At 56.3% G+C, this 18,209-nt stretch carries 16 protein-coding genes; 9 read left to right on the top strand and 7 right to left on the bottom strand.

Features of this window, described 5'->3' with window-relative positions; translation table 11 throughout:
• The 7 genes from BUE18_RS03115 to BUE18_RS03085 all read right to left on the bottom strand — a co-directional run bounded on the left by BUE18_RS03115 (nucleotide 1) and on the right by BUE18_RS03085 (nucleotide 8,439).
• Nucleotides 1–951: a YbgA family protein gene (locus BUE18_RS03115; protein WP_073472734.1), complete on the bottom strand. Its 951-nt coding sequence runs from the start codon at nucleotides 949–951 to the stop codon at nucleotides 1–3.
• A gap of 161 nt (nucleotides 952–1,112) precedes the next feature.
• Entirely contained in the window at nucleotides 1,113–1,544 is a 432-nt protein-coding gene (locus BUE18_RS03110; RefSeq protein ID WP_073472732.1) for a PaaI family thioesterase, read from the bottom strand.
• A gap of 441 nt (nucleotides 1,545–1,985) precedes the next feature.
• Nucleotides 1,986–4,739, bottom strand: a complete 2,754-nt coding sequence (locus BUE18_RS28600; RefSeq protein WP_073472730.1) for a methyl-accepting chemotaxis protein — start codon at nucleotides 4,737–4,739, stop codon at nucleotides 1,986–1,988.
• A gap of 376 nt (nucleotides 4,740–5,115) precedes the next feature.
• Complete coding sequence (locus BUE18_RS03100; protein ID WP_015947119.1) at nucleotides 5,116–5,628, bottom strand: chemotaxis protein CheW; 513 nt, start codon at nucleotides 5,626–5,628, stop codon at nucleotides 5,116–5,118.
• A 78-nt stretch (nucleotides 5,629–5,706) separates the two neighbouring features.
• The gene (locus BUE18_RS03095) at nucleotides 5,707–6,174 is read right to left on the bottom strand and encodes a response regulator (protein ID WP_083610726.1); all 468 of its coding nucleotides are present in this window, start codon (nucleotides 6,172–6,174) and stop codon (nucleotides 5,707–5,709) included.
• 407 nt (nucleotides 6,175–6,581) lie between these two features.
• Complete coding sequence (locus tag BUE18_RS03090; protein WP_073472729.1) at nucleotides 6,582–7,784, bottom strand: NAD(P)/FAD-dependent oxidoreductase; 1,203 nt, start codon at nucleotides 7,782–7,784, stop codon at nucleotides 6,582–6,584.
• Between the two features lie 184 nt (nucleotides 7,785–7,968).
• Complete coding sequence (locus BUE18_RS03085) at nucleotides 7,969–8,439, bottom strand: ferritin-like domain-containing protein (protein WP_073472727.1); 471 nt, start codon at nucleotides 8,437–8,439, stop codon at nucleotides 7,969–7,971.
• A 393-nt stretch (nucleotides 8,440–8,832) separates the two neighbouring features.
• On the opposite strand from BUE18_RS03085, the gene BUE18_RS03080 reads away from it, so the two are divergent.
• The 9 genes from BUE18_RS03080 (at nucleotide 8,833) to BUE18_RS03040 (ending at nucleotide 18,178) form a co-directional block, all read left to right on the top strand.
• Nucleotides 8,833–9,267 (top strand): RrF2 family transcriptional regulator, encoded by a 435-nt coding sequence (locus tag BUE18_RS03080; protein ID WP_073472725.1) that lies wholly within the window; start codon nucleotides 8,833–8,835, stop codon nucleotides 9,265–9,267.
• A 76-nt stretch (nucleotides 9,268–9,343) separates the two neighbouring features.
• Nucleotides 9,344–10,654 carry a cytochrome ubiquinol oxidase subunit I gene (locus tag BUE18_RS03075; RefSeq protein WP_073472723.1) on the top strand — a complete coding sequence of 437 codons (1,311 nt, stop codon included), beginning with the start codon at nucleotides 9,344–9,346 and terminating at the stop codon, nucleotides 10,652–10,654.
• Nucleotides 10,655–10,720: 66 nt separating this feature from the next.
• Nucleotides 10,721–11,749, top strand: a complete 1,029-nt coding sequence (gene cydB, locus BUE18_RS03070) for a cytochrome d ubiquinol oxidase subunit II (RefSeq protein ID WP_073472721.1) — start codon at nucleotides 10,721–10,723, stop codon at nucleotides 11,747–11,749.
• A gap of 120 nt (nucleotides 11,750–11,869) precedes the next feature.
• Entirely contained in the window at nucleotides 11,870–12,238 is a 369-nt protein-coding gene (locus tag BUE18_RS03065) for a roadblock/LC7 domain-containing protein (protein WP_015947126.1), read from the top strand.
• Between the two features lie 28 nt (nucleotides 12,239–12,266).
• Nucleotides 12,267–13,016 (top strand): oxygen-binding di-iron domain-containing protein, encoded by a 750-nt coding sequence (locus tag BUE18_RS03060; protein WP_073472719.1) that lies wholly within the window; start codon nucleotides 12,267–12,269, stop codon nucleotides 13,014–13,016.
• A 17-nt stretch (nucleotides 13,017–13,033) separates the two neighbouring features.
• Nucleotides 13,034–15,787: an HD domain-containing phosphohydrolase gene (locus BUE18_RS03055; protein ID WP_073472718.1), complete on the top strand. Its 2,754-nt coding sequence runs from the start codon at nucleotides 13,034–13,036 to the stop codon at nucleotides 15,785–15,787.
• Nucleotides 15,788–15,819: 32 nt separating this feature from the next.
• Complete coding sequence (locus tag BUE18_RS03050) at nucleotides 15,820–16,737, top strand: response regulator (protein WP_073472716.1); 918 nt, start codon at nucleotides 15,820–15,822, stop codon at nucleotides 16,735–16,737.
• Nucleotides 16,738–16,815: 78 nt separating this feature from the next.
• Nucleotides 16,816–17,625: a ParA family protein gene (locus BUE18_RS03045; RefSeq protein ID WP_073472714.1), complete on the top strand. Its 810-nt coding sequence runs from the start codon at nucleotides 16,816–16,818 to the stop codon at nucleotides 17,623–17,625.
• Nucleotides 17,600–18,178 (top strand): hypothetical protein, encoded by a 579-nt coding sequence (locus tag BUE18_RS03040; protein ID WP_073472712.1) that lies wholly within the window; start codon nucleotides 17,600–17,602, stop codon nucleotides 18,176–18,178. The genes BUE18_RS03045 and BUE18_RS03040 overlap by 26 nt, the downstream gene beginning before the upstream one ends.
• Nucleotides 18,179–18,209 lie beyond the last annotated feature (31 nt).

Here is an 18,209-nt window from a genome sequence, read left to right as displayed (position 1 = left end):
TTATCCGTGATTGCGCAGGCCCAGTTCCAGGGGATGCGGGTAAAGATAGACCTGCTCACTCAAATAGGGCTGATCGTACTTGCGGACGAAATGCTTGATCAGGGTGACGGGCACGATCAAGGGTACGGCGCCCTGGCGATATTGGTCCATGAGCTCCAGCAATTCCTGCTTTTCGTCCGGGGAGAGCTGCTTTTTGAAATAGCCCATCATGTGCTGAAGCACGTTGATGTTCTTGGCGGGCGTGGTCTTGAGGGCCAGGGCCTGGGTGAGGATTTCCAGGTACGCCGGGAAGAAATCCTCGGGCCTTTGCTCCCGGATTTTGGCCACCATGGGGCCCATCTGGCGGTAATGCTGCTGGCTGTGCGCCAGAATCAAGAGCTTGTGGCGGGTGTGGAAGTCCACCAGTTTGCCCGCGTCATAGCCGTCCGCGATCATGTCGCGCCAGCGCTTCATGACAAACACCCGGGTGATGAAGTTCTCCCGCAGGCCGGGATCGTGCAGCCTGCCTTCGTCCTCCACGGGCAACAGGGGGAAGTGGTCTTTGAACATCCTGGCCCAGATGCCCACGCCGTTCTTGCGGACGGTCTTGTCTTCTCCGTATACGGCGATCCGCTCCATACCGCTGGACGGAGAGCGGGTCTTGAAAATGTAGCCGCACAGATCTTCCTTTTCCAATTCCTTCAATTTTTCCACGCCCCATTCCTGCATCATGGGGGTGAGGTCCCGGCGGGTTTTGTGGGTCATGAGCCGCGGCGCCGCGGGATCGCCTTCCAGGCGCATGGACTCCCTGGGCACGGGCATGCCGCATTCCATCTCCGGGCATACGGGCACAAAGTCGAAGTAATTGCCCAGGGTTTGGGTGATGTATCTGTCGTGCTTGTGGCCCCCGTCGTAGCGGACTTTTTCGCCCATCAAGCACCGTGCGATTCCCATTTTTATTTTTTCGGTCATGGTAGAACGCCCCGTTTGAGTGTGAGTTGTTGCGAACCATGATACAGAGGTTTAGGGCGCAGATCAAATAATGTTCTGAACACAAACGGCAAAGGAGCTGCGAAGGCGTCGCATATATTGTTATCGTTAAGAGATATGGGGCGTCCGATTCAATCAGGATGCTAACGAACAAGGTCCTTTTTGGGCACTACGGCCATGGTGAAGATGGCCAGGGCGGTCATTTTTTCTTCGCCGCCGTTTAGGTCATACACTCGGCTTTCCGTGACCATGATTTTTCTGCCGCTGCGGATGACCTCGGACCGGCAAACCAGGCTGTCCCCGTGGGCGGGCGCCAGAAAATTGATCTTGAACTCAACGGTCAAAATCTGATCTTCCTCTCCGGCCAAGGTAAAAGCCGCGTACCCTGCGGTGTGGTCCGCCAGGGTGGAAACGGCGCCCGCGTGGACGAACCCGTCCTGCTGGCGATGGTTTTCTGTAATGACCATGCGGGATTCAAACTTGCCGTCGGAACTGGAGACGGCCTCCATACCGATATATTTGGTGAAGCCCAGGGAAAAATTCCCCATCAGATATTCCTGATATTTTGCATCCATGATTGATTTTTTCGCCTGATCTTGGGTTTGTTGATGGGTGAAAAATGGTTCCGCAGCCCTATGTGTTTGTCCGATCGTGCAATTATAGCATTAAACAGAGGGGGGCGCCACCTTAGAAAAATGAACGGAAAGGGTAGTGTGGCAAGGGTAGCCTCGGCACGGCGGTATCGGCGCCGGGGTCGCAACGCGACATGTAGTAAAACCTTTCAGGCAGTGGAACCTTAAGATTTATTCCGGACGGACAATCTGTCCAAAACAAAAATGCGAGGAGACCTCGCGAATACGAGCGCGGGGACCGTGCAACTACATATACCTGGTTTTGGATGAGGTTTTCGGCCGCTGGTTATTCCCAATTTCAACATGCCTCTTAGGTCGCGCTTATTGGCCTGGCGGCCCCCGGCATTGCATGCCGCGGCTGGCCAAAAAGACTTCTTTGTTGCGTCAATCGACCCGATCGTCGGGTTGATCCCCATCCAGGATCTCATGGGGCCGGACCAGTTCCGCACTGTGTTCTCGGGCGGGAGGCGGGCCGGACGTTGGGGCTTCCGCGTGCTCATGCGCTTGTTCGGCTGCGCGTTTCAAGGTTTTTACAGGCTTTCCGTTCCGGGCGGAGGAGCCTTGGATGAGGGCCGCCAGTCGGCTGACTACGGACGTCATCTGTTCGGCCTGAGCGTTCATTTGTTGGGATGCGGAGGCGGATTCCTCGGCGCTGGAGGCGTTTTGCTGAGTAATCTGATCCATCTCCCCCACAGCCTTGCTGACGGATTCAATGCCTCGGGCCTGCTCGTCCGATGCGGCGGCTATCTCTTCCACGATCTTCCCCACTTTAGAGGCTGTGTTGGACACTTCCATGAAGGCTTCGTTGGCGTCTTTGACCAGTTCGGCGCCTTCCGCCACCTTTTTGACGGTACCCTCAATGAGGCCGGCCGTGTTTCCGGCCGCCTGGGCGGCTCTTGTCGCCAGGTTGCGCACTTCTCCCGCCACTACGGCGAAACCGGCGCCCGCCTCTCCCGCCCTGGCGGCTTCCACGGCCGCGTTTAAGGCCAGCAGGTTGGTCTGAAAGGCGATTTCATCGATGGTTTTGATGATCTTGGAGGTCTCGCCGCTGACCTTGGCGATTTCCTCGATGGAACGGGTGAGTTCGCCCATGGAAGCGTTGGCGACGGCCACCACTTGCCCTGCTTCCTGCATGAGAAGGTTCGCCTGGTTGGCGCTTTCGGCGTTCTGCCGGGTGGCTGCGGTCATTTCTTCTATAAAGGAAGAGGTTTGCTCCAAAGAAGCGGCCTGCTGGGACGCCCCCTCGGCCAAAGACTGGCTTGCGGAGGAAACCTGACAGGAGGCGGAGGAGACTTCCTCCGCGCCCTGATTAAGCCCTTCGATGGCCTGGTTGATGGGGCTGGTGATGTAACGGGTGATGAGGAAAGCCACCACAACAACGGCTGCAAAGGTAAACAGCGCAATAAGGCCCATGAGCCCCATGATGGCTTTGGACGAAGCAAAGGCCTCGTCTTCGCTGATCTCAGCCGCCAAGGCCCAAGTCGCGTCGCCGAACTTGATGGGCGTGTAAGCGCAAAGCACGGAGTCGCCCCTGTAGTTGGGAAAAACGCCTTCGCCGGTTTGGCCTGACAGGGCCGCCCTGGCGCCCGGCGCGTCCACGCTTCCGGCTTGCGGATTGGCGAATGACGCGATTAAGGAGCGATTGACAGGGTCCAGAAAGGAATCGGAGCGCATCAGCTTGTCCGGCCCCACCAGATAGGTTTCGCCCGTCTCGCCCATGCCTTGCCTTTTGGTCATGATCGCATTGACGGCCTTGTGGGAGAGTTGGAGGGCCACCACCATTTCAAGCCGCCCGTTGCTGATCAGGGGTTGGGCCATGAAAGCGGCGGGCGCGCCCTTTGAGGGAGCGTAAGGTTGAAAATCGGTGAAGGAGAATTGCCCGGTTTTCAATACTTTTCGCGTCAGCTCGCCCAGGCCGGAGTCGGCGAATTCGCCGTTGATGATGTTGGTTCCGTAATCCGGCTCCCTGGCTACGGTGTAGAAAACGTCGCCTTTTGGGTGGATTAAAAAAAGGTCGTAATACCCCAACTGATCCACGAACTTGGAGAAGTAATCCCGGGCCTCGCCGTTCGCGACGCCGGCGATGGCCTCCTTTAGATTGATTTTGGATACGGCCGCCCAGTTCAGGCCCTGGATGGGCAGAGGATCGTAGGCGGTCATGACCAGCTTGCCGGTGCTGTCCGTAAACACGTTCCGGCCGGACTCCCCCTTGAGGGCGGCTTCAATATAGGGCGTGGATATGGGATGGCCCACCACGTACTTTCCATCGCCCATGGTTTTCATGTCGCTGCGAAAAGAGGTTTGGTCTCCGATCCTGCCCACGAGGTAGGACTCGCCGCTGACGCCCATTCCCGCCCGCTGTTGCATGATGGCGTTGATCTTTTCCGTGGGAATGCGAAAGGCCACGTAGCCTTGCAACTCTCCCATCTGATTGACCAGCCTGGCGGCCGTAAAGGCGGCCGGTTTGCCGCCGGAAGGAGCGTAAGGCTCAAAATCCCCAAGGCAGGCGGCGTTGTTTTTGGAAGCCTGGGCTTGCACGAACGCCTTGCCCAAGGGGGAGTCCTTCAGGCCGCTTTCCAGGATATTTTCCCCAAGATCCGCGCCTTTGGCCGTGGAGTAAATGATGTCTCCGTTCTTCCGGATAAGCAGCAAGTCGTACCACCCGTTTGCCTCGGCCATGGCTTTCATGCGTACGTCGTATCGCTTGACAGTGCCTTTATATTCCGCGGACTCCAGGTCGTTGTCAAAGGCTTCCAGGATGGCGTCCATTTCTATCAGAGCGTCCATGGTGTAGGGGTCTCCCTTGAGGACGTTCATCTGGGAGATCATGCCTTCCATGTATTCCATGATGTTGGTGCGTTTTAACTCCTGGGCCGTGGACAGCTTGGCGAAGGCGGCGTCTTTCAGGCTTTGCACGGTTTCCATGAGCACGCCCATGTCGGCTTGACGCGCAGAAAAAAAATCCTCCAGCTGGGATTTTTTGATTTCCCGAACGCTTTCCAAAGACTGATAGGCTTGCTTTTCCAATGCCTTGCCGGACTTATACAGAGAAACGCCCCCCACGAGGCCGAATGGGATCAAACCCACCGCCAAAAATGCAACGGCCAGTTTGACGCCCAGATTGATCTTGTCAAGCATTATGCATCTCCTTTGTCGAGCTATGGAACGCCGCCCGCTGGCGTTTATTCGCGGGCGAAATCTTCCGATCGATGAAAAACCGGGCCGTAAAATCCGCTGCAAACCGGATCGAACTGATTAATGAAATGGAAATACGGGCAACCAGATTGCAAATTCAATGCCGTTAAACGCATGAGAGGGCTTAAAACAAGGGATTTTTTACAGACCATTCCCCCGGGGTCGGACGGTTGACGGATGCATGTTGCAAGGGCGGGGCTGGATAAAAAAACTCCCCGTCCGAAAGACGGGGAGCAGATTGCATAAGGGCGTGCGCGAATGCGTGAATTTCTGTTTAAGGCCGGGCATGGGTCCGGCTTCGCGTCTTGTTTGCAGAAGATCAGGCGGCGCTTTGCAGCATGCCCACTTCCTCGGCGCTCAGGACTTTGTCGATATGGAGCAGAATCTTGACGCCGCCCTCCATTTTGGCCATGCCCAGGATGTAGTCCGTATTGAGCTTGGCGCCGAAAGTCGGGGTGGCTTCAATGTCTTCGGCCCGGATGTTAAGCACTTCGGAGACGGAGTCCACGACGATTCCGATTTGTACGGTTCCGGCTTCGGAAGCGATTTCCACCACAATGATGCAGGTGCGCTCGGTGTAATCAATGCCTTCGATCCCAAACCGGAGGCGCAGGTCCACAATAGGGATGACCTTGCCCCGCAGGTTGATGACGCCCTTGACGAAATCCGGGGTTTGGGGAACGGTGGTCACGGGCATCATGCCGATGATTTCCCGGATTTTAAGAATGCCAATGCCGTACTCCTCTTCCGCCAGGGTAAAGGTGAGATATTTGCCTTCGTGGTCGGACATCGCCTGGGTTGCTGCGTTCATTGCCTGGATTTCCTTGGACATGTTTCCTCCATTCACAGCCATCGCCGCCGGGCGCCAAGTTTTGGGCCGGGCGTTTCTTTGGATTGACGTTATAAATCGTTATTGTTCGGAGCCCGGAGCGTCTTGTATCAGGCCCAGGTCCTGCATTGTGCTCAAAAGCGCCTCTCTTTTGATGGGTTTGACAAGATACCCGTCGCATTGCTCCCGGAACGCCTTCATAATGCTCTGGGTGTCGTCCAGGGCCGTGGTCATGATGATTCTCGCGCCCTGCCCCGGCCGGATTCCATTTCTGATTTCCGTTTCCCGGATGGATTGCAGCACTTCCTGTCCGTCCATCTCAGGCATCATGACATCCAGGCAAATCAAATCGTAAGGCTCTTTTTTCAGCATGGACATATAAAAGGCCTTCACCGCTTCGGCGCCGTCCACGGCCAGATCCACCTCTCCATAAGCGGACAAGTGCTTAAAAAGCAGCTTGCGTCCCACAAAGTCGTCTTCCACAACGAGAATTTTCAGCCCCCCAGCGGTTTTGGGGCGCTGCTCCTGATTTAACAACCCGTTCTCCATGGTTGCGTCTCCTTTACCGGATGCCATCCATTGCGAATGAACCGTCAAAGCTCTGACAGCTCCACGCCGGCCCAGGGGCGGCCGGACTTTTTTTTACGAAAGCGGTTTTTTCGGCGGTTCACATTTTTCCGCCTTCCCGGTTTTACGGGAGGCCTTTGATCAATCCCATTTGTAACAGCATAGAATTTCGCCTCGGTATTTATCGCCCTACGAGATATGCAAGATTGATACCGAAGCCCAGGAGGAGCGCTCCAAAAACCCGGTTTAACGGAAAGAAAATACGGCGGAGACAAAAAAAACCCGCACAACCAAATACTTTCGGCTGTGCGGGCGTATATTCCAAAACGGCCCGTCAGGCCGCTTGGGCGCCTGAATCTATTCAGGCCTTTTTTTAGGGGCTGATAAAACTACGCGGTCAATTGTTTAAAGTCGAAATCCGGACTTTGGAGCTGCTCCTTGAATTGGGAAAAATCACGGTCCTTGCCGATGAGCTTGGTCACCTGGAAAAAGCCGGTCTTGTCGCCCAGCATGACGCACCCCACAATACGGCCGTTGTCAAAGACGATTTTCCGGTACACGTCTTTGGTTTCATACACTGCGGAGTCCAGTTTTCCGTCCGGGTCCAGTTCGCCGGCGGCCGCCAGTTCCACGCCCGCCACCTTGAGGGTGTTGGCCATGGGCGTGCCCCCGTATTCCTGGGCCTTGCCGGCCATGTTGTTTCCGGCTATGCGGCCCTGTTCGGAAGCAGCGGGCCAGATGCCGTAGGGGCGGCCCTCAAATTCTATCACGTCTCCGGCTGCGTAGACGTCCGCCATGGAGGTGAGCATATGCTCGTCCACCTTGACGGCCTTGTCGCAGGCCACATCCACCGGCTCGGCCAGGTCCTTGCACGGCCGGACGCCGGCCGAGATGATGACCATGTCCGCATCAAGGCTTTCGCCGCCTTCCAAAAGGACTTTTTCCACCCGGCCGTTTCCCTCAATGGCGCTGGTTTTGGAGTCCAGGCTGAAGCTGAAGCCCATGCCTTCCAGGATAGCCTGGAGCCGCTTGGAGCATTCCCAGTCCGTCTGGCGGGGCAGCAGGCGGCTCATGAACTCCACCACCCGGACTTTTTTCCCCAGTTTGATCAAGGCGTTCCCCGCTTCCAGGCCCAGAACGCCGCCGCCTATGACAACCGCATTGGCGCATTTTCCGGCGTAATCCTTGATGGCCCGGGCGTCCTGGACATTACGGAGCGTAAACACTCCGGGCAGGTCCGATCCCTTAATGGGCGGGACGAAAGAACGGCTTCCCGTGGCCAGCAGCACCTTGTCATAGGAAATCTTCTCGCCGTTTTTCAAGGTCGCGGTTTTAGACTCAGGATCTATTCCGGCCACTTCCGCCTTCAGGCGGATGTCTATGGCGCGCTCCTTGTACCAATCCGGGGCCTTGATAACCAGATCGTCCTCATCCGTCTCTCCGGCGATGTATTCAGGCAGCCGAATCCGTGAGTAATAAGGCAGATCCTCTTCGGTCAGGATGGTTATGCGGCCTTGGGAGTCGGCCTTGCGAATGGTTTCGGCGGCCGTGGTTCCGGCCACGCCATTGCCTACAATCAGATAATGAGTCATGTCTCCACCCGGCAAAAAAAATCCAACCGGCCCCCGCGGGCGGAGGCCGGTTATTGATTGGCGCCTAACACACAAAAAGAATTAAAAACTTGTAACAAAAGCCTGCACGGCTCGACTCTCCGCAAGCCGCCAAGGACGGAATCGAGCAAGGTTGAACCGATTATTTTCGGCATGGCGCCGCGAATCAGGCTTTGGCCAGCCGATTCGTCAGAACGGTGACGTGGGTCATCTCTTCCTTGATAATCACGTCGATTTTATCTTTGCCGTCCTTGCTGTCCACCAGCTCTTTCATACCAAGGTAAAAGACGATGGAGTCTTTTTCAGCCACTATGGCGTCTTTGATGATGGACTGCATCGAGGAAAAATCCATTTCCTTTTTAAAGAACACCCGCATATCGGCCAAAGACTTCAGGTACTGGCCGGTTTCGCCTTCAGGATCAAATGTGCTGGAGTTCTTGAGTTCCTCAGCAAGGTCGGAACGCAGCATGGCGAAAACCTTTTCGTGGTTTCTTTCCATGGCCGCCAGTTCCTCCAGAAATTGCTTGTTGTCGGCATCATCCACTTTTGCAGCGGCGTCGGAGTAAAACTTGGCGCCGTTCTTTTCAATTTCTTCCGCCATTGCGAATATTTCGTCTGCACTAAATTCGTAAGCCATGGTACGCCTCCTTAATAGGGTGACTAGTATGTTGATAAAGATTATTGTTATGGCACAAGTATTGTCAAGAAGAGTTTGCCATATTATAATTTCGGGAAAAAAGCAAAACAATCAGGGTTTGTTCTGAATGAACCCTGCGGTTTCCGACCAAAACCCAGGCATTATGCAAAGGAGTCAAGCCGAAAAAAACGCCGTGAAGCGCAAAACGGCCCCAAACTTCAACCCGGCGCCTGCCCGCCGGCGGGCAGGCTGAACAAAGGGAGCGCAGGAAAGACATCCATGTTTTTTTGGGAATCGGAAATAGCAGGGACCCGGGCGAAAAGGCTTGACAGGCGTCTTTCTCTTTGGATATAAGACAAAAAGCATCTTATTTATCTTTCTTTGGGAGGCCCCGTGAGACTCACACGCGCAGGAGAATACGGAGTGCGATGCATCCTTTATCTGGCGGCCTGCCCCCGGGGGGCGGTGGTCAAAAAAAAGGAAGTTGCGCTCAACATGGAGATTCCGGATCAATTCCTGTCGAAAATCGCCCAGCAACTGGCCGTGGCCGGCATCGTGGAAATCATCCAGGGCTCCAAGGGAGGGCTGCGCCTGGCCAGGGATGCCAAAGACGTCAGCCTGTTGGACGTGGTGGAGGCCATAACCGGGGAGATTTTTCTGAACGACTGCGTGTCGGATCCCAACTCGTGCCGGAACCAGCCCACGTGCTCCGTCCACCGGGTATGGAGCAAGGCCAGGATGCAACTGCGTGAAACCTTGGGGCTGGCGACCTTCGCCGGGCTGGTGGAGGAGGGCCACTGCCTGCAGAAAAAAGATGATAGAGCTTAAGCGATTCTTAGTTTATAATAAAAAAAATACATTCGTATAACATAAATCAACCCCAACCCCGTGGAGGAGGCGCCTTATGGACGTTTTGATGCTGTCTCGCCTGCAATTTGCAGCCGCAACCATGTTCCACTACCTTTTTGTTCCCCTCACCTTGGGTCTTTCCATCCTGGTCGCCATCATGGAGACAAAGTATGTGCGCACCGGAGACAAGGTGTATCTCAGGATGACCAAGTTCTGGGGAAAGATGTTCCTGATCAATTTCGCCCTTGGAGTGGTGACGGGCATCACCCTGGAGTTTCAGTTCGGCACCAACTGGTCCCGGTACTCGGCCTACGTGGGCGACATTTTCGGATCCATCCTCGCCATCGAAGCCACGGCGGCTTTTTTCCTGGAGTCCACGCTGTTGGGCGTGTGGATTTTCGGTTGGAAGAAGCTGTCGGCCAAGGCCCACGCCACGGTCATGTGGCTGGTGGCAGGGGCTTCGTCTCTTTCGGCGGTGTGGATTCTCATCGCCAATTCCTGGATGCAGCATCCCGTGGGATACGTCATCCGCAACGGCCGGGCCGAGTTGACGGACTTCTTCGCGGTTGTCACCAACGAATTCGCCATTTTGATGATCCTGCACACCCTGGCCGGCGCTTACGTGCTTTCTGCGTTTTTCGTCATGGGCGTCAGCGCCTATCATCTGCTTAAAAAGACGGATGACGATTTTTTCACCAAGTCCTTCCGCATGGCCCTGGTCATGGGCGTCATCTTTACGATCTTCGTGGCCGTTGAAGGCGATATCCACGGCAAGGACGTGACGCAGAAGCAGCCCGCCAAGCTGGCCGCCATGGAATCCCTGTGGGAAACCCAAACGCATGCGCCCGTCTATATGTTTGCATGGCCTGACGAGGAAAACGAGCGCAATGTCATTGAGATCATGCCGATCCCCGGCTTGCTGAGCCTCCTGGGCCACGGGAGCTTTGACGCCGAGGTTCAGGGCCTCAAGGACTTCCCCAAGGACGAGCGCCCGCCGGTCCTCATCGTCTCCATGGCGTTTAAAGGCATGGTGGGGCTGGGCACGCTGTTCATCTTCCTGACGCTGTTCGGGTTGTGGAAGCGGGACAAGCTCCAGGAGTACCCCCTGTATTTGAAAATCATGATGTTCGCCATCCCCCTGCCGTACATCGCCAACGAGTTGGGCTGGGTTTTGACGGAAGTGGGAAGGCAGCCATGGATTGTTTACGGAGTCATGAAAACGTCGGACGCGGTGTCGCCCATTCTGCAATCCCAGGGCGCCATTTCCCTGACGGCCTTTATCCTGATTTACGGCCTGTTGGGCGCGGTGGGATTTTACCTGATATACACCGCCGCCAAAAAAGGGCCTGAAGAAACCGAGGCATAACGCCGAAGGCCGCTTATAAAACGTTTATTCAACGACTTTGATAGAGAGTGCAACAAGGAGGTTTCCATGGTTTTGCAGAATATATGGTTTTTCTTATGGGGCCTGTTATGGGCGATTTTTTTCATGACGGACGGATTCGTTTTCGGCATGGGGACGATGTACCCCTTCCTGGGCAAGACCGAGGAGGAAAAGCGGATCATGATCAACTCGGTGGGGCCTTTGTGGGACGGGAACGAGGTCTGGCTGATCACTGCGGGCGGCGTCACATTCGCCGCATTTCCCGCTGTGTACGCCACCATGTTCTCCACCCTGTACACGCCTTTGATGCTGATTTTATTCGCCCTGATCCTGCGGGGCGTGTCTTTTGAATTCCGCAGCAAGGTGGACAGCCCCAAGTGGAAAAGGGTCTGGGACACGACCATTTTCATCGGCAATTTCGCCCCTGCGCTTTTGTTCGGCGTGGCTTTCGCCAACATCTTCCAGGGCATTCCCTTTGATGAAAACGGCATATTCCAGGGCACCCTGATTACGCTGCTCAATCCTTACGGGCTCATTGGCGGCGTGGTCTTTCTGCTTATGTTCATCGTCCACGGCTCCTTGTGGCTGGCCATCAAGACCGAAGGCGATTTGCAGGCCCGGGCCATTCAAACGGGCAAGAGGTTGTGGCCGGTCATGGCGGGCGCCATTGTGGTGTGCCTGATCGCCAGCGCGGTTTTTACGGATTTGTACGACAATTATCTTGCCAACCCGGTTCTGTTTCTTATTTTGGTATTAGCCGTGGCCGGGTTGCTCGGCATTAAAGTATTCATGGGCAAGGAGGCCTGGTTTAAAGCCTGGGGCTGCTCCTGCCTGTCCATCGTCGGCGTGACCTTTTTTGGCGTTGCCGGGTTGTTTCCCCGTTTGTACCCTTCAAGCATCAACGCCGACCTCAGCCTGACGGCGCACAACGCCTCTTCCAGCCCTCTGACCCTTAAAATCATGCTGGTGGTGGTCGTCATTTTCATTCCCATTGTCCTGGCTTATCAGACATGGGCGTATAAACTTTTCTCCGGCAAGGTTACGGAAGAAGATCTGTCGCACGAGGAAGCGTATTAGGAAACCCGGGCCGGCCCACAAGGTCTCCGGACTCACACGGAGCATGGGCCGGCCCATCTGAATCAGTGGCGCCTGATTCGTATTATTGTTTTACCAAAAACAGAGTGAAAGGTGAGTGGAATGTCACGAAATGAAGAACTCGACAAGGCTCTGGCCAATCTTCAGGCCAGCTCCGCAGACGTCCAGGCTTGCGCCGTGGTGTCTGAAGACGGACTGATTATCGCCAGCATGCTTCCCCAAGGACTGGAGGAAACCCACATCGCAGCCATGAGCGCAGCCATGCTGTCCATGGGAAGCCGCACCTCCATGGAACTGAAGCGCGGCAAACTGCAGCAGCTTTTCGTCAAGGGCGAGGACGGGTACGTCATCATCATGTACGCCGGCCCCCACGCTGTGATGCTCGCCATGACGGGAAAGGACGCCAAACTTGGACTGATCTTTTTCGACCTGGCCCGCGCCGCCGAGCAAGTGGAAAACATCTTGATGTAAAAGTAAATGAAGGACGCTGAGGTTTACCATGATAAAGTTATTTGAAAGCGCTGATCACGTAAACGTGATGTACAATGATTTGGGTTCGGGGGCTATGGTTCAGGCCAACCAGCACCTGGTGGTCCATAAGGGCGAAGGGCTGGTCCTGGACCCCGGCGGGCACAAAATCTACTCCAAGTTTTTTCCCGAGATCGCCGGCATTCTGTCCATCAACAACTTAAAGCACATCTTCTTCTCGCACCAGGATCCTGACATCATCGCCGCCGCCAACGGATGGCTTATGGTGACGGACGCGACAGCGTATCTCTCCACCATCTGGACCCGGTTCATCACCCATTTCGGCGTGGACGAACTGGTTATCGACAGAATCAAGCCCATCCCGGACGAAGGCATGGTCATTGAAGTGGCCGGCGAGCGGTTTCCCCTGATTCCCGCACACTTTCTCCATTCTTCGGGCAACTTTCAGGTTTACGATCCGGTGGCAAAGATCCTGTACTCGGGCGACCTGGGCGCATCCTTAGGCCAGGACTACGCTATTGTCGAGGATTTCGACAATCATATTCAATACATGGAAGGTTTCCACAAGCGCTATATCCCCACCTCCAAAGTTTTGAAGATGTGGGTGAACACGGTGCGCAAGCTGGATATTGAAATCATTGCGCCCCAGCACGGCGCCGTGTTCGGGAATCGGGAAATGTCCAACAAATTCATAGACTGGATCAGTACAATGAGCTGCGGCCTGGACCTGATGGACGCGGAATTTCCCATTCCCGCATAGCTGGAGCGCCAAGCAGTATGAACAGCAGTAACCAGGAATTATTCTCCGACGTCATTCGGGCCATGTCCCTTGTGCTGGATCTGGACGAGGGACGCAAGCTCAATCATGCCTGGAGGGTGGGGGTCATGTCCCACCTGATCGGCAAGGCCATGGGGCATCCCCGCTGCGATCTTTTATATCACGGCGGCCTGCTCCATGACATAGGATCGGTGGGTCTGAAAGACCATATCATCCACCATGCCAAAATGGGTTTTGAGGACCAGGAGGCAAGGGAGCACTCCTCCCGGGGGGCGGCCATTGTCAGGCCGTTCGCGCCCCTGGCCCCCATTGCGGATCACATCGCCCATCATCATGAGCATTATGACGGCGGCGGGTTCCCCAACGGCCTCAAGGGGGATGAAATTCCCGTAGAGTCCTCCATTTTGCAGGCCGGCGACATCATTGACGTGGAATTCCGCGGCATGCCGGCAAATGAGCGAACGGCCAATGTGGAACCGGTGCTGCGCTATCATTCGGGGCGCTCGCTGCCTCCGGAGACGGCGGAGGCGGCCATAGAAGTCCTTGCCTCGAACCCGGATTTGATGGCCGCCCTGTTCGATCCCATGGGGATAAAAACCCTGGTTTACGAAGTCGAGGCCGTTCCTCCTGAAGCGGAGAACTACTCCCGGCTGGATCTGCTGGGCCAGCTCTTGTGGCTTTCCGCCAGGATGATAGACGCCAAAAGCCCCAAGCTCATGGGCCACTCGGTGCGCGTCGCCTATTACGCCCAGAAGATAGCCCAGGCTTTGGGCGAAGAGGATATCAACCCCTGGGACGTGTTATGGTGCGCGTTGCTGCATGACATAGGCATCATGGGAGTGTCGCGCCAGGCATTGAACAACTGCGCCCGGGGCGAATCCCGCCACGGAGCTTTTGAGCGTCACGCCCGGTTTACGGTGGAGATCATTTCCAACATCAAGGATCTTGCGTACCTGGCTTACGCCGCAGGTTCGCACCACGAATGGTACAACGGGACCGGGTACCCTTTTGGCAGCAGAGCGGAAGGCATCCCCCTGATCGGCAGGATGCTGGCTTATGCGGACGCCTACGACTGGTTGACCAGCTGCTCGGTGGATGGCCCGCCCCTGGAGCACCAGGAGGCCATGGCGAAAATCCGGCGTGAAACCGGCTCCCGGTTCGACCCCAGAATAGCGCCCACGGCCTTGATGGTCCTGGACTCCTGCGGCGCCGGCGCCCTGCCCTTGCCTAAGGAAGCCTTGGAATTTCAGCGTCTGTTCATGACAGACGAGGCGGACGTGACCAGCCTGACGCCCGGCAAACGCGCCGTCACCCTCACTCCGGAAGGACGCGGGGCCATGCTGGGTCAGGCCGAGGAGTGGATCCGGGTGGTTTTGTCGGAAAAGCTGGAAATCCTGGAAGGCGGAGAAGGGGTGAAGAAGCTCCTGGGAAGCGGCGCCTCCCGCATAATGCAGATGATGGAAGGCGGCGCGGGAACCCAAAAGTTTCTGGCCATGCTTGAAAAGAGCGGAAAAAAGGTGATTTCCACGGATCTGGCGGCCCGGAACGGCGTGCATATGGAGGCGATCTTCCTGCCCCGCGCAAGGGGATGGGACGCCCTGCTCCGAAAAAAAAGCGGCGGCGGCCATCCCGTCAAACGCCTGTCCGTGCTGTATCAGAGCTTTTTGAACAGCCTGGAGGCCATTGTCTTCACGGACGGCAAGGGGTTTATCACGGACGCAAACAAGGCCATGCTGGACCTGTACGGCTACTCCATGGAGGAGCTTTTGGGCCAAACGCCGGCCATGCTTGGCAGTCCCGGCCAAAATGAGGTATATGATAAGATCCGGCGCGCGTTGGAAAAGCAGGCGGGAGGAAGCTGGTCCGGGGAGTTGAGCCATCGCACCCAAAACGGTGACGAGGTAACGGCCCTGGTTACGGTGAACTGTCTGTCGGATTCCACGGGGAATACGGTGGGCCATATCTGGCACATGGCGGATATCACCGAACGGCGGAATCTGGAAAAAGCCCTGGAAAGCCAGAACATTAAACTGGAAAGGCTGAACCAGTTAAAAAGCGACCTCATGGCCGTGACGTCTCACGATTTGAAGTCGCCCTTGAACGTCATCGCCGGCTATGCCGGACTGATTAAGGAAACGGCGGGATTCGCCTCGCCGGAAACCATTGCCAAGTACCTGGACAACATTATCTTTTCCGTGAACCGGATGGTCAAGTTCATCGGCCAGATTCTGGACGCGCAAAAGATTGAATCCGGCAAGCTGGACGTGGAAAAGGAGCCGCTGTTCCTGAACGAATTGCTTCAGGAGCACGTGGAGAACATGGCCACGGCCCTGCAGAATGGCGACAAGCGGATTATTTTTCAGGACAAAGGCGGGCGCCGCAAGGTGAACGCCGACCCCGAACGGATGATTCAGGTTTTTGACAATTTACTGTCCAACGCCCTGAAATTCTCCCCGGACGGGGGCGCCGTGGAGGCGCTATACAAAGACGACGGCGGAGACCGGGTTGAGATTATTATATCCGACGAAGGCCCTGGCATCCCCGAAAGCGACATGGAAAAAATTTTCGACCGGTATTTTCAGGTCAAGAAACAAGGGACTCATTCCGCGGAGCGCACTTACGGCTCCGGTCTGGGGCTGTATATATCCCGGGAAATCCTGCGGATGCACGGCGGATCCATTTCCGTTCGCAACCAGGCTCAGGGAGGGTGCCAATTCATTCTCTCCCTGCCTGCTCTCCAGGCGGAGGATTGAATCTACAGGAAAGGACGAAGTCCGGTGATCTCATGGCGGGTTTTCTAATTCTCATTACGGACGATGAACCCATGCAAAGGGAGCTTTTGGAGGAATATCTCAAGCTCTCCCATTACCGGGTGATCCATGCCAAGGATGGAAATCAGTGCCTGGAAATGATGCAGCAGCACGAGCCTGACCTTGTGCTGCTGGACATCCAGATGCCCGGCATGGACGGCTTCGCCACCCTGACCCAGATTAGGAAGATCCCGGCAATCGCCGACACGCCGGTTCTTTTTCTTTCCAGCCTGGACAGGCAGCACCTGAAAGTAAAAGGCCTGGAGCTGGGCGCCGACGACTATATTACCAAGCCTTTTCATCCCCCGGAGCTTCTGGCGCGGGTCAAGGCGAGCCTGCGGCGCACCATGCGCTACCGCAAGACCGAAGGGCTCATGGCCGGGGATCTGGCCAACGTCGCTTTGACGGATCTGCTCCAGAGCATGGAGTTGGGCGCCAAGACCGCGGCCATCCGCCTGGAAGGGATGAAGGCCAATATTTACCTGGAGGACGGAGCTTTGGTCCACGCCTCCATGGGGCCGTTCACCGGGGAGAACGCATTGGAGCGCATGTTCCTCATGGAAAAAGGTCCTTTTAAGGTGCAGTTCGATCAACTGCCCGAGGACCTGCCCAAAGGGTCCACCCCTTTGATGGCGGTCCTGATGAACGTCCTGGCGGAAGTGGACGAAATAAACGCCCACATCAACCGCATGAGCAAAGTCCCGGTGAGCCTGGAGCCCGGCCCGGCCTGGGATGATCCGCCGGGGTTGAAAGACCTCATGACGGAGCCGCCCACGCCCTTGCGCGATCTGACGGCCCTCATGGGCGGGAGCCTGAAAGAGAATTTACTGGCTGTGGTGGACGCGGTGAAAAAAGGAAAACTAAAACCTTCAAAGCCCCGGAGTTCAGCATAGGAGCCTGCGGGCTTCGTCCGGGCGGCAGGGAAGCTGATGCCGGCTCCCATGCCCTGAACCATACATTGGGAGACAGATATGGCCAAGGTCATTACAGTAGCAAGCCAAAAGGGCGGGGTTGGAAAGACGACCACCGTGCTTAACCTGGGTTACAGCCTGAGCAGGCTGGGCCAGAAGATCCTGGTGATGGACGCAGACCCCCAGGGCGGGATTGCCATTGCCAGCAACCTGAAAAAGCGCACCACCCAGGGGCTCGTGGACATTCTCAAAGGCCAGGAGGACCCCTCCAAGCTCATCATCCCCACCAAGGACGACAGCATGGCTTTTTTGGGCGTGGGCGCCATGGAGCCCGAAGAGGTCATGTATTATGAAAAGGAAGCCCTTAAGGGGAACCTGTCCAAGGCCATCCACGCCATCGCACAGCAGTACGAAACCGTGCTCATAGACGCTCCGGCGGGCGCGGGAAGCATTGCCTACGCCCTCCTGGCCGTCAGCAACAGCGTCATTCTTCCGGTCAATTGCCGGACCATGAACATGAAGACCATGGCCGGCATTTTAAAACTCATTCAACGAGTCAAGGCCAGGGCCAACAAAAGCCTGGCCCTGGAGGGCGTGGTGTTCACCATGATGGATGAGCAAAGCCCCTATCAGCGGGAAATCCAGCAGGAGATCCTCCAGAGCTTTCCACCGTCCATTTTTTTCGAAACCGTCATCCCCTATGACGAAATGTTTGAGTGGGCCTCCATGCGGTCCGTGGCCGTGGGTATGCTTCCCGACGGACAGGAAGCAGCGCGCCCCTACTTGGATCTGGCCATGGAACTGAAGGTCAGGGAACTGCAAAGCAAGATGAAAGGCGCAAGCAATGAAGACGTTGAAGGACTCTTCTGAAATACAGGAAGCGGCACGCATTCTGGACGAACTGGCAGGCCCGGCGGCATGGTCCCCTCCCCGCACTCCGGGATTTATGAGGCGCTCCGCGCCCCAGCCCGCCCCGGCGCCCAGGCAGGCCCCCCCAAGGCCCTCCGCTCCCGCAGCCCCCACCCAACTGCCCCCTCCGCCGCCGGAAGGAGAAACCAGGGGCGCGCGCCTGGAGAACGTCCTGTACGCCATGTGCAAACGGGGCGGCTTTAAAGGCGCCGTCATCGCCGACGACGACGGCCTGCCTCTGGCCGTGTTTAACAGCCCGGTGCAGGAGGAGGCCATCAGCGCCTTCACCATCGTCCTGGGCGACGCTTTGTCCAAGGCGGCCAAGCTCCTGGACCAACACGACGCTAACAATATTTCCATGGACATAAACTATACCGACAAGGTAGTCTTACGCAGATTTTTCATCAATGAAATACCATCCTATCTCATGGTGATATGCTCCCAGGAGGTGGATGAACGCGGTGAAATTGAGCTGTCCATTGATCAGGTTGCAGGGATTCTGCACGCCCGGTAATGGCGGCCTATTTCTATTCATACCCTTGACG

Origin of the sequence: Desulfatibacillum alkenivorans DSM 16219, assembly GCF_900142135.1 — a bacterium.
Lineage (GTDB): Bacteria > Desulfobacterota > Desulfobacteria > Desulfobacterales > Desulfatibacillaceae > Desulfatibacillum > Desulfatibacillum alkenivorans.
This window is presented reverse-complemented; position numbering and strand designations above follow the sequence as displayed.